Here is a 12,413-nt window from a genome sequence, read left to right as displayed (position 1 = left end):
TAGCCGCAAGGGTTACCTTGCGGTATTTTTTTGCTGTTGTTCCAACGCTCGATGGTAGGCTCTACCTTTTTCTCCCATCATATCAAGCCGAGCCTCCATACCGCCTTCGGACATTCCATCAAGTGTCATTCTTTTGTGAAGTCGTTGCATGTCCTCATTTTTAAGGACTCCTGATTGCGTCACTTCTTTTTCCATACTGTTATGCATTGATTTCATCTTACTATGCATTGAATTCATATCTCCTTTCATTGTTACGCCACCATTGCTTTCATGTATGTTGCCCGCGAAAATACCGGAAGATAAAGTAATTGCAGCTAAGAATATAATTTGCTTTTTCATAATTCACCTACTGGTTGGTTTGTTGATGGAGTCATTTAAACACCCATTCCTGAACTGACACTGAAATAAATAATAAAATAAACGCAATTATTTTTTTGATATTTATCAGTAATTAAGAATAATTGACTCAGATCAAAATCACATAATTGGTTGTGAAATTTCAGTCTGAGTTCAGATAACACTTCTATGATTCTTCGCTGCGTACCAATTTAGTGGAGAATGCAACTTGAATAATCTGCTTCATGTTTATAAGACAGCTATAATAGGTGCCCTTTTTTTTACGAGTCTCGGTCTTTCTGCGGAACCGAGACTTGCCCTTGAAGAGGCTATTGATATTGCGGTTCGTGGGGACCCCTGGTCGGCCCAAAGCATCCAACTGCAGAAGGCGCTACTTGATGAATCTGTTGCAGCAGCTGCGTTACCGGATCCGCGAATTACCATAGGTGCCGCAAACCTTCCCACGGATACCTTCGATACCGGCCAAGAAGGCATGACACAAGCCACTATCGGCCTCAGTCAGCGATTCCCCCGTGGTGATAGCCGGTATCTCGCCCGCGAAAAGAAGAAAGAGCTTGCAGATTCCCAATCGTTTCAGCGCGAGAATCGAGAGAAATTGGTGGTCAGGTCGGTCACTTACCTTTGGCTTGAACTTTGGAAAGCCCAAGAAAGTATTCGATTGATTGAAAGCAATCGGGGGCTTTTTGAGCAGTTGGCCGATGTTGCGGAGGCCGGGTACACCTCAACAATGAACGGTTCACGACAGCAGGATATTATCCGTGCTTCCCTGGAGTTGACCCGCCTTGATGACCGCTTGACGGCACTACACTCGCAGATGGAAACCGCCCAGGAAGAGTTGGGGGAGTGGGTAGGTACTGACACCTTTCGTTTGCGGGTAAGCGAGCATATTCCACCGAATCTGTTAGCCAGGCTTCCAGGTACAGCGTTTGATTTCAGTGATAACCCCGTGATCAGCCACGCTTCAATTCGCGCCACAGACCAGTTGATTGATGCCGGGTCTGTTGATGTTGAGCTGGCTCGCCAGGCTTACAAGCCGGAGTGGACTGTGTCCGCCCAGTATGGGTATCGGGATCAGGCACCGAACGGCCAGGACCGGGCGGATCTGTTTTCAATCGGGATCGGGTTTGATCTGCCTATCTTCACTGGCAATCGCCAGGATCGCACCGTGAGCGCTGCAATCGCGCGCGTGGAAGCCGCGAAGTCTGACCGAATGCTGCAGGTTCGGCGAATTAAAGCCGAGGCCCGTGCGGCGGCTACCCGAATTAAACGGCTCGATGACCGCATCAGGCTTTATGAGCAGGCGCTGCTTCCGCAAACAAGGGAGCAGGCCAATGCTGCGCTCTCAGCTTACAACAACGATGATGGCGATTTTGCCGAAGCCGTCCGTGCGCGTATCGCGGAGCTGAACGCGCAGGTTGATTTTATACAGATGACGGCTGAACGTGCTAAAAACCTGGCGAGCTTCCGTTATCTCACAGCCGGAACGTCTGGCAGCCCCTCATTCTCACTGAAAAACTCCCAGGAATAACAATCATGGCAAATGTTATACGCCCATTGGGCTTTTTGTTGTTAGGTGGCGTGGCCGGGGCAGCAGCGACCTACTGGCTTACCCCAGAAGCACCACAGGCTGCTGTGGCCAAGGCCACCAGCAATGCCAGTAAAGAGCCCTTGCATTGGGTAGCCCCCATGGATCCCAATTACAAGAGCGACAAACCGGGTAAATCTCCCATGGGGATGGACCTGATACCGGTCTATGCAGATAGCGTATTGGGCGAAGATGCCCCTGGTACTGTTCGTATTTCGCCGAATGTGGTTAACAACCTGGGTGTGAGGACGGATCGGGTCATTCAGGGGAGGCTACCGAACAACATAACAACGGTGGGATACGTTCAATATAGTGAAGACGACATGGCTCATGTCCATCCTCGGGTTGAGGGGTGGATCGAGAAACTCTATGTGAAGGCAGAGGGCGAACCGGTGGAGAAGGGCAAGCCGCTCTACACACTTTATTCGCCTACGCTGGTCAACGCTCAGGATGAACTGATTCTGGCGTTAAACCGGGGCAATGAGCGTTTGGTTAATGCTGCCAAGGAGCGCCTGGCTGCGCTTAACGTGCCTGAAGGTTTGATCCGCCAGCTCACGAAAACCCGGGAATTGCAGCGTACTTTAACGGTTTATGCGCCCACCTCTGGTGTTATCGACAACCTCAATGTTCGCGAGGGTATGTTTATCAAGCCAGGGGATCGGGTTCTATCCATTGCTGCGCTGGATGAGGTGTGGGTTATTGGTGAAGTATTTGAACGTCAGTTGTCCGCAGTGGCATCTGACAATCGCGTGGCGATGACGCTGGACTATCTGCCCGGTCGTCAATGGACCGGAAAAGTGGATTATGTGTACCCGGAAGTTAACCCCAAAACCCGTACCGCCCGGGTAAGAATGCGTTTTGACAATGCTGATGGCACTTTGTTGCCAGGCATGTTTGCAGAGCTGAACATTCAGGGTGCCCGCACCAGCCGACAGCTTCTGGTACCTCGTGAATCGGTTATTCGAACCGGCCAGACCGACCGACTGGTGCTGGCTCTGGATGGCGGGGCGTTCAAATCCGTCACGGTGAAGGTCGGACGTGTTGGTGAGAAGTACGCTGAAATCCTTGAGGGTGTCATGCCAGGTGATGAGGTAGTGACATCCGCCCAATTCCTGATTGATTCCGAATCCAGCAAGACCTCGGATTTTCTGCGTATGTCGGCCAAGCCCGCTGATTCGATGGATCACGCAGAAATGGATCATGGAAACATGAACCATAAGGGGGCCAACTGATGATTCAGTCGATTATCTATTGGTCCATTCGAAACCGCTTTCTGGTTCTGCTGGCGAGTTTGTTAATAACAGGGCTGGGTCTGTACTCACTCAGTAAAACCCCGGTCGATGCTCTTCCAGATCTGTCTGATGTGCAAGTTATCATTAAAACCAGCTTCCCGGGACAAGCTCCACAGGTCGTAGAAGACCAGGTGACCTATCCCTTGACGACCGCCATGCTGTCGGTTCCCGGTGCGGAAACCGTGCGTGGCTATTCGTTTTTCGGGGACTCCTACGTTTACGTGATTTTCGATGAAGATACCGATATGTATTGGGCTCGCTCCAGAGTTCTGGAGTATCTCTCGCAAGTGGCACCCAACCTGCCTGATTCGGCACGTCCTCAGTTGGGGCCGGACGCTACCGGTGTTGGCTGGGTGTATCTCTACGCGCTGGTTGATCGCACAGGGCAGAACGACCTGAGCCAGTTGCGTAGTCTTCAGGATTGGTTTCTCAAGTACGAACTGCAAACCGTGCCAGGTGTTTCAGAGGTTGCTGCGCTCGGCGGCATGGTGAAGCAATATCAGGTCAAGGTCAGCCCCGAGAAGCTCCGTGCGCTGGGGATTCCACTTTCTCTTATCCAGACAGCGATCAAGCAGGGCAATCAGGAGGTCGGGGCATCGGTTATTGAAATGGCGGAGGCGGAATACATGGTTCGCACCTCAGGTTATATTCAATCCCGCGAGGACCTGATGGCAATTCCGCTAGGCCTGGATGTGAACGGCACACCGGTTCTGCTCCAGGATGTGGCCAGTGTCGAAGTGGGGCCACAGATGAGGCGCGGTATTGCCGAGCTGAACGGGGAAGGGGAGGCCGTTGGTGGCATAGTGGTGATGCGCTTCGGCGAAAATGCTCAGGAAACCATCAATGGCGTTAAGGCTAAGCTGGGCGAACTGCAATCGAGCCTGCCTGATGGCGTTGAAGTGGTCACGGTTTACGATCGCTCGGGCCTGATTGAACGAGCCGTCAACAACCTCTGGTTCAAGCTGCTGGAAGAGTTTTTTGTGGTGGGTCTGGTCTGTATCGTGTTTTTGTTCCACCTGCGGTCTTCGCTGGTGGCGATCCTCAGCTTGCCTGTGGGTATTTTGACGGCGGTTATCATCATGTACTGGCAAGGCATCAACGCCAACATTATGTCCCTCGGCGGTATCGCCATTGCTATCGGCGCCATGATTGATGGGGCCATAGTCATGATAGAGAACATGCATAAGCATATGGAGCGAACGCCGCTCACGCCGGAGAATCGATGGGAGATTGTCACCAAGTCTGCTTCGGAAGTCGGCCCGGCGCTGTTTTTCTCGCTGTTGATCATTACCGTCAGTTTTGTGCCTGTGTTTGCGCTTGAAGCACAGGAAGGGCGAATGTTTGCGCCACTGGCGTTCACCAAAACCTACGCTATGGCAGCCAGTGCCGCGCTTGCGGTGACGCTGGTTCCAGTACTAATGGGCTACTTTATCCGGGGTAAGGTGTTACCGGAGCATAAGAATCCCGTGAACCGCCTGCTGGTGGGCGCTTATATGCCGGTGCTGAAACTGGTACTCAGGTTTCCTCTGTCAACCGTGCTCGGTGCAATTCTGGTATTGGCTGTGGGCCTGTGGCCTGCAACAAAAATTGGTAGTGAGTTCATCCCCCCGCTGGACGAAGGGGACTTGATGTACATGCCCACGACCTATCCGGGCATCTCAATCGGCAAAGCCCGTCAGCTACTTCAGCAGACGGACAAACTGATTGCAACGGTACCGGAAGTGGAAACCGTGTTCGGTAAAGTAGGGCGTGCAGATACGGCAACCGACCCTGCACCTTTGACCATGATTGAAACCTTCATTCAGCTCAAACCCCGGGATCAGTGGCGTGACGGCATGACCACAGACAAGCTCAAACATGAACTCAACACACTGATTCGTTTTCCTGGTGTCACCAACGCCTGGGTTATGCCGATCATCACCCGCATCGACATGCTGGCGACGGGTATCAAAACCCCCGTAGGCATCAAAATCGCCGGGCCAGATTTGGCTACTATTCAAAATGTCGGAAAACGTCTGGAAGAAATTCTGGCTGACGTGCCCGGCACCGCTTCGGTTTACTCAGAGCGAGTAGCAGGTGGGCGATACATCAAGGTGGATATCAATCGTGAACGCGCTGCGCGTTATGGCTTGAATATTGCGGACGTACAGCAAGTGGTTGCCTCTGCGATTGGCGGGATCAATGTCTCCAGAACCATCGAGGGCCTTGAGCGTTACCCCATTAACCTTCGCTATCCGGAAGACTACCGGGATTCACCCGAGAAACTGGAACAGCTCCCCATCGTCACGGCCTCGGGCCAGAGGATCGCGCTGGCTGATGTCGCGGATATCCGGATAGAAGATGGGCCACCGGCGATCAAAAGCGAAAATGCCCGTCTGAACGGCTGGTCTTTTGTGGATATCGAAGGTGTGGATGTGGGCACCTACGTGGAGCAGGCAATGACGACCGTGCAAGCAGAGCTGGATCTGCCAGCGGGTTACTCCATCGCCTGGTCGGGCCAGTATGAGTACATGCTTCGCGCGAAAGAAAAGCTGTCTTACGTGGTGCCGTTAACTCTGGCCATTATCATCATCCTGCTGTTCCTGAATTTCAGAAACTTTACAGAAGTGGGCATCATAATGGGCACGCTTCCGTTCGCAATGGTTGGAGCTGTGTGGCTGATGTATCTGTTAGGCTACAACTTCTCGGTAGCGGTGGGGGTTGGTTTTATTGCGCTGGCCGGTGTCGCCGTAGAGATAGGTGTCATCATGCTGGTGTACCTCAACCAGTCCTACCGGGCAATGCTTGAAACCTGCGAGAAGAAAGGCCTGACGCCGAGGCGGGAAACACTGCGCCATGCGGTACTTCACGGCGCCGGTATGCGGGTGCGACCGGTGATGATGACTGCCGCCGCGATCATCGGTGGCCTGGTTCCCATTATGATTGGCACCGGAACAGGCTCTGAGGTTATGGGCCGTATTGCAGCGCCGATGGTAGGTGGTATGGTGACGGCGGTGATTTTGGCTTTGTTGGTAATCCCGGTGTTGTTTTATCTGTGGAGGCGCAGGGCGCTATCCTAACCGACTCTTGAGGAACCCCTATGATCGAAACCCTCGACGATCTTGCAGTGTTGACCAACTATTCGCTGATGGACTCGCTCAACTGCGATCCGGATGCGACGCCAGATGGGCAGGATCACGCACCACGGCAAGTATTCAGTGGCCATTACGTACCGGTTGTTCCTACGCCCATGGAAAACCCCGAGTACGTGGCCCACAGCTACAACCTGTTTCGCGATCTGGGTCTTGCTGACGATTTCGCGCAGTCTGACGACTTCGTGCGCATCTTCTCCGGAGACCTTTCGTTTGCACCCGCGCCTATGCGCAAGGTGGGTTGGGCCTGTGGCTACGCATTGTCCATTATGGGCACCGAATATGTTCAACAATGCCCGTTTCAGACCGGCAACGGATATGGCGACGGCCGTGCGATTTCGGTGCTGGAAGCGGTAATCAACGGTCACCGCTGGGAAATGCAGCTAAAAGGCGGTGGCCGCACACCCTATTGTCGCGGTGGCGATGGCCGAGCGGTTTTACGTTCCAGCGTACGGGAGTTTCTGGCACAGGAGCACATGCATGCGCTGGGTGTGCCCACGTCACGATCACTAAGCCTGTATGTGTCAAAAACCGAGAAAGTCAGGCGCCCCTGGTATTCCGAAGGTTCACGGTCGAGGGATCCGGATATTCTGGTATCCGAGCCTGTGGCCATCACAACTCGGGTGGCTTCTTCGTTTATTCGTGTCGGGCAGCTTGAGTTGTTTGGTCGTCGCGCTCGCAAAAATGAGCACCCGCAAGCGCTGGAAGAACTCGAAAAGATTGTGTTGCACCTGATTAACCGCGACTACAGTAACGTGATTGACCCCACCTTGGCCATGCAGGACAAGGTAGTGGCGCTTGCGCAGGAATTTCGCAGCCGGCTCACATCGCTGGTGGCCAACTGGATCCGCGTTGGCTACTGCCAAGGCAACTTCAACAGCGATAACTGCGCCGCAGGCGGCTATACTCTGGACTACGGCCCCTTCGGCTTCTGCGACGTATTCAATCCGCGCTTCCAGCCTTGGACGGGTGGGGGAGTTCACTACTCATTTCTAAACCAGCCCGTGGCCGCCGAGGCAAATTTCCACATGTTTTGCGTGGCATTGCGACCGTTATTGGCTGAACACCCGCACTGCTTGCAAAAACTCAACGAGATTAGAGAAGGCTTTGCAGCAGCAATGCAGGCCGAGATGGAAAAAATGTGGGCAGCGAAACTTGGGCTGGATAAATTTAACCCACCATTGTTTCGTGATCTGGCAGAGCTGATGATGCAAACGCCGGTGGATTACACTCTTTTTTTCCGTGAGCTTTCAGCGCTTCCGGATGATATAGGCCCGCTGAAAAAGAGCTTCTATAAAAACCCAGACGGCCTGAACGAACGCTGGTCCGCCTGGCTTAATCAGTGGCGAACGCTGGTGGGAATCACCAATTCAGAAAACGTGAAGTCAGCATACTCGGGTGAAGATCTGTCGAGCCAGATGAAGCAGGTTAACCCGAAATACAGCCTTCGCGAATGGCATTTGGTACCGGCATATCAACAGGCGGCAGCGGGAGATTATGAGGCGCTGCGAGAACTGCAGGATGTTATGACGCAGCCATACACGGAGCAGTCACAGCACATAGAAGATAAATACTACCGGTTAAAACCCCTAGAGCTCTTCGGTGTTGGTGGCGCATCCCATTACAGTTGCTCGTCATAATTCAGAACCGTTATTCGGGAATTGCGCGAACACTCATCTTGCCGAGTAGGGCACGCTCTTTACGAGTGATGGAAGTATTTTCTGGTACCAACTACACTGCGCGCCATAGATTTCTATCCAGCGCACAATGTCTGCCCACCCCAGTAGGATTCCAATGAAGAAGACGTTTAAATTAGACCACCCAAAAATCAAAGTGCCGCGCCTTGTCGATTCGATGAAGCACGACATCAAGAAATTCCTGAAGAATGAGCGTAAGAAGCCCCTGCCAGCTGGCGCGAAATACTGGGGCTTCGACTGTAAGTTTGGGCAATCGGAAGAGACAGCATCGGAGATAGAGCTTTCATCCCTGATGCAGCACATTGACGACCTTGTTGAGAACAAGATCATGACGGTTTATGTTGAGATTACACCAAAAGCCATGTCTGCTGGCTAGTTGACCGCAATGCCGCGCTCTATAAGGCGGCTTCTCAACAACTCAACCCTTTCTCTGTTCACACCCATATCGTAAAACCCTAGAAGTGATTGCGACCTGACATCAAGTTGCTGCCTGATAGTATCGACCAGCAGCTCGAAATAATCCGGAAAGCCAACTCCATCGCTGTAGCAGGTGATATCCGCATAGCCGTAGCGGGCACTGTTCAATGAAGCTCCGGACAGCTTCAGAGCTTCGGCCTTGATAAGCTCCCATGAGGAGGAATCCAGTGGCTCTGCTAAGCGAATAGGCTCTACCGAATAGAGACTCTTTGTGGATGTGCTCGATACACAGTTTAAAAACGGTGTACAACCGTCGAGACTGAATTCGAGCCCTGATGGTGGCACATTGCTGGTGGATGCGCATCCTGAAAGCAAGAGTAGTGGTAGGGCGAAATAACGCATAGTTGTGGGTGGTTCCTTAGTTGAAGGCTAAACATGGTGAACATTGCCATGTCGTTAGGTGGCCATTATTATTCCGGTCAAGAATAGGGTAAATTTCATACTAAGAACGAAAATAGAACCATTAACCTCGGCTGCACATTGCCAATGCCCTCTACAGAAAGTGTATACGAGCGTCTTGCACAGAACATGAGTGATCTGGTTGCGCTCCACTCGCCGGATGGGCGCTATCTATGGGTCAGCCCATCGGTAGAGAGAATTCTCGGCTTTACGCCGAATGAACTTGTTGGCACCGATCCCTATGCGCTCTTTCACCCAAACGACAAACAGTTAATCCGAAACAAAACCCATCAGCCAGCGGTAGACGGGGATGGAAATATCCGTATCCGTTACCGCATTCGCCGCTCGGTGGGCGACTATATCTGGTTCGAAACGCTTACCCAGCCAATCACAAATGAGATTGGAAAAGTCGTTGAACTTCAGACGATTTCCAGAGATGTGACTGAACAGGTTAACCTCGAAAACGAGTTGGCCGAAAGTGAAACCCTTTACCGAGTTGCCATGGACAGCCTGCAAGAGGGCGTTGTTGTCCACGATGGCAGTGGCCAAATAATCGCACACAACCCCAGAGCCTGCGACATTCTTGGTTTGACGGGTGATGAATTGACCGGCCGTGTGCCTAAAGATCCCCAATGGCGCACTGTTTACACCGATGGCACTCCTTTCCCAGCTCAGGCTCACCCGGTATTGGTTACACTGAATTCAGGAGAGCCGTGCAGCAACGTATTAATGGGCGTACACAATCCCCGATGGAACGCATATCGATGGATTTGTATCAACTCACGACTAATTGAAACTAGCGGTTGTGCTGAGTCTGGGCAGGCTAGGGTGGTAGTCTCATTCAGTGATGTAACTGAGCAGGTAGAACGGGAAAGCCAGTTAAAGCGCTGGTCGACTGTTTATCGTTTTAGTGGCGAAGCCATTGTTATCGCTGATGAAAATGGTGTGATTAAAGACGCTAACGAATCATTTTTACGAATTACCCAGAGCACGCGAGCATTCTGGGTTGGTCGTAGTCTTGATGACATCTCATTGGATGGGAGGTCGGAAGGGTTATTTTCATCAACGATCTGGCCAGCGTTAGCCGAAAATGGGAATTGGCGAGGCGAACTTTGGCTGCGCGACGCAGAGGGTGGCATTCAGGCTACTTGGGCCGCGATAACCAAAGTCCAACAAACAACAACTGCCGAAGCTCATTACACGTTGATTTTAAGCGATTTCTCCGAACGCGGCATAAAAGACGAGACGCTGCGCTTCAGCGCTGGTAACGATCCACTCACCGGTTTGCCAAACCGACTTCTTTTGAGTGATCGCTTTGAAGTTGCGTTGAACACATCCATTCGTCAAGGGACCACTTTTGCGTGCCTTTATCTTGATTTGGATAAGTTTAAGCCGATTAACGACCTTTATGGTCATGCCGTTGGCGATACCGTTCTTCAGTCTGTCGCCCTTAAAATATCAAAGCTAGTGCGATCCGTGGATACTATTGCACGGATCGGTGGCGATGAATTCTTTGGCATTATTGTTGGCTTGGAAAACGAAAGCGAGTATTGCTCTGTGGCTGAGCGAATAGCTAGAGCTATAAGCGAACCCTTTGAGGTATGCGGCCATAGCGTTAGCCTTGGCGTCAGCATTGGTATAGCGCTATATCCCGACCATGGGCAAACCCAAACAGCTTTAATGGAAGCGAGTGACGTGGCTATGTTTGAAGCCAAACGGCAAGGGCTTTCTTATGCGTTGGCAGAGAAGCTGGATAAGCAGAGTTGAGCATAAAGAGTATGACGCGAAGCCCTTCAAATCACACACCGTACTGCGCATAATGTATATTATGTTAAATAGCATAAAATAACCCATGAAAAAAGTACGGGCTTGATGCCACTCAAACCTGACACCAAGCTCCATATACAACTAGCAGCGAACTAAAATCTATTCCGGCATCGGGATAAATTCATCTTCGTCCCCGGTCACTTTGGGGAAAGTCTGTGCTTTCCATTCGGATTTGGCTTGCTCAATGCGCTCACGGCGACTGGAAACGAAGTTCCATTCCATATAGCGTTTGCCAAGATGTTCCCCACCTACGATCGCAATGCGAGAGTCCCGCGTTGCTGTCAGCTCTATGTCTGGCTTATCGGATAGCACGGCCATCGCATATTCTGGAATTTTAGTATCGCCCGCGCTTAATTCGCCCTCGGCCACGTAAACGGCTCGCTCATCCGCATCCGGCACAGGGATTGATTGTCCTGCCCGTAAGTGCGCCTCTACATAAAGTGTGTCGGCGAATACCTTCACCGGCGATGTGGCTTCATAGGCACTGCCCATAATCACTCGGGTCGGCACGCCGTTTACTTCAACACGTGGAATGTCGTCATCTGGGTAATGATAAAACGCAGGATCAATCTCTTCATCGGCCTCCGGCAGCGCTAACCAAAGTTGGAGCCCATGGAGCCGGTGTGCTGTTTTGGTAACTTCTGGGCGCTCACGTTCAGAGTGAGTAATGCCCCTGCCTGCAACCATAAGATTGACGTCGCCCGGGCGAATCGGTTGGAGGCTGCCTAGTGAATCTCGGTGCAAGATCTCCCCCTCGAACAGATAGGTAACCGTCGCCAGATTAATATGAGGATGCGGCCGAACATTGATGCCATCACCGGCGGCAAACTCAGCCGGGCCCATATGGTCGAAGAAAATCCACGGCCCGACCATGCGGCGCTGTGTAGTCGGTAAAACGCGCCGAACCGAAAAGCCACCAAGATCTCGATCTCTGGGCTCAATCAACAGCTCGACTGACTTGCAGCCAGACGGTTTAACACAGTCTTGCTCAAAGGCTTCTTCCGGGTTACGTGCCTGTGTGCTCATTGTTGTCCTCCCGCTTGTAGCCTGCGAGTCCAGTCACCCAATGCCGACACCAGCTTGCCGATGAACTCCCGTGTCGTGTCATCCGTGAGCCTGCCTTCAGCATCAAAGCGCTCATGTGCAGTAGAAATCATGACTTCAGGCTTGTTAATGCAGTGCATGTCCAGAAAGACCATGGCGCGTCGAAGGTCATATTGAGCGCGCACACCGCCAAGCAAGCTCATGCTGGCGCTCATAATCGCCGCGGGCTTGCCAGCAAACGGTTGGGGCTGCTCTCGGGAGACCCAGTCAATGGCGTTTTTCAAAACACCAGACATGGAGTAGTTGTACTCCGGTGTGGCGAAAAGCAGAGCGTCAGCCGCCCTCACCTGCTCAACGAGTTTGCTTACTGCAGCAGGTACCTTCTCGTCGCGCTGGTCTTGGTCATACAGCGGAATGCCTGAAAGGTCGGCGAATTCAATTTGCATATCATTTGGGGCGTCTTCTTTAGCGGCCCGCAAGGCGGCAGTGTTGTATGAGTTCTTTCGTAGACTGCCGGAAATAAAGAGCACCTTAAGCGTGTTCGACATGTGATCTCCCTAGAGAATTTTGTTGTATTTGCCACTTTAACTTGGCACCTCTATCG

At 52.1% G+C, this 12,413-nt stretch carries 10 protein-coding genes; 6 read left to right on the top strand and 4 right to left on the bottom strand.

The genetic code is table 11. From position 1 onward, the window contains the following. Positions 1-12: 12 nt before the first annotated feature. On the bottom strand, positions 13-339 hold the full coding sequence (locus tag MWU62_RS09815; protein ID WP_200364526.1) for a hypothetical protein: 327 nt from the start codon (positions 337-339) through the stop codon (positions 13-15). Between the two features lie 226 nt (positions 340-565). On the opposite strand from MWU62_RS09815, the gene MWU62_RS09810 reads away from it, so the two are divergent. The 5 genes from MWU62_RS09810 (at position 566) to MWU62_RS09790 (ending at position 8,438) form a co-directional block, all read left to right on the top strand. Beyond that, positions 566-1,885 (top strand): TolC family protein, encoded by a 1,320-nt coding sequence (locus MWU62_RS09810; RefSeq protein ID WP_247114675.1) that lies wholly within the window; start codon positions 566-568, stop codon positions 1,883-1,885. A gap of 5 nt (positions 1,886-1,890) precedes the next feature. After that, positions 1,891-3,174, top strand: a complete 1,284-nt coding sequence (locus MWU62_RS09805; RefSeq protein ID WP_247114674.1) for an efflux RND transporter periplasmic adaptor subunit — start codon at positions 1,891-1,893, stop codon at positions 3,172-3,174. Further along, on the top strand, positions 3,174-6,293 hold the full coding sequence (locus MWU62_RS09800) for a CusA/CzcA family heavy metal efflux RND transporter (protein WP_247114673.1): 3,120 nt from the start codon (positions 3,174-3,176) through the stop codon (positions 6,291-6,293). Before MWU62_RS09805 ends, MWU62_RS09800 begins: the two co-directional genes overlap by 1 nt. A 20-nt stretch (positions 6,294-6,313) precedes the next feature. Further along, positions 6,314-8,005, top strand: a complete 1,692-nt coding sequence (locus tag MWU62_RS09795) for a protein adenylyltransferase SelO family protein (protein WP_247114672.1) — start codon at positions 6,314-6,316, stop codon at positions 8,003-8,005. Positions 8,006-8,159: 154 nt separating this feature from the next. Continuing rightward, complete coding sequence (locus tag MWU62_RS09790; RefSeq protein WP_247114671.1) at positions 8,160-8,438, top strand: DUF6172 family protein; 279 nt, start codon at positions 8,160-8,162, stop codon at positions 8,436-8,438. Here the strand turns inward: MWU62_RS09790 and MWU62_RS09785 are convergent. After that, a complete protein-coding gene (locus tag MWU62_RS09785) occupies positions 8,435-8,881 on the bottom strand; it encodes a DUF1499 domain-containing protein (protein ID WP_200364539.1) in 447 nt (148 codons plus the stop codon). The genes MWU62_RS09790 and MWU62_RS09785 overlap by 4 nt on opposite strands. Positions 8,882-9,025: 144 nt before the next feature. Here MWU62_RS09785 and MWU62_RS09780 point away from each other — a divergent pair, with 144 nt between their 5' ends. After that, complete coding sequence (locus MWU62_RS09780; RefSeq protein ID WP_247114670.1) at positions 9,026-10,705, top strand: diguanylate cyclase; 1,680 nt, start codon at positions 9,026-9,028, stop codon at positions 10,703-10,705. A gap of 159 nt (positions 10,706-10,864) precedes the next feature. Here the strand turns inward: MWU62_RS09780 and MWU62_RS09775 are convergent, their stop codons facing one another. Both MWU62_RS09775 and MWU62_RS09770 read right to left on the bottom strand, forming a co-directional pair. After that, positions 10,865-11,791: a pirin family protein gene (locus MWU62_RS09775; RefSeq protein ID WP_247114669.1), complete on the bottom strand. Its 927-nt coding sequence runs from the start codon at positions 11,789-11,791 to the stop codon at positions 10,865-10,867. Further along, on the bottom strand, positions 11,788-12,357 hold the full coding sequence (locus MWU62_RS09770; RefSeq protein ID WP_247114668.1) for an NAD(P)H-dependent oxidoreductase: 570 nt from the start codon (positions 12,355-12,357) through the stop codon (positions 11,788-11,790). Before MWU62_RS09770 ends, MWU62_RS09775 begins: the two co-directional genes overlap by 4 nt. Between the last annotated feature and the right edge of the window lie 56 nt (positions 12,358-12,413).

Origin of the sequence: Marinobacter sp. S6332, from assembly GCF_023016045.1 — a bacterium.
GTDB lineage: Bacteria > Pseudomonadota > Gammaproteobacteria > Pseudomonadales > Oleiphilaceae > Marinobacter.
Note: the sequence above shows the minus strand (reverse complement) of the source record. Positions and strands in the feature narration are given on the sequence as shown.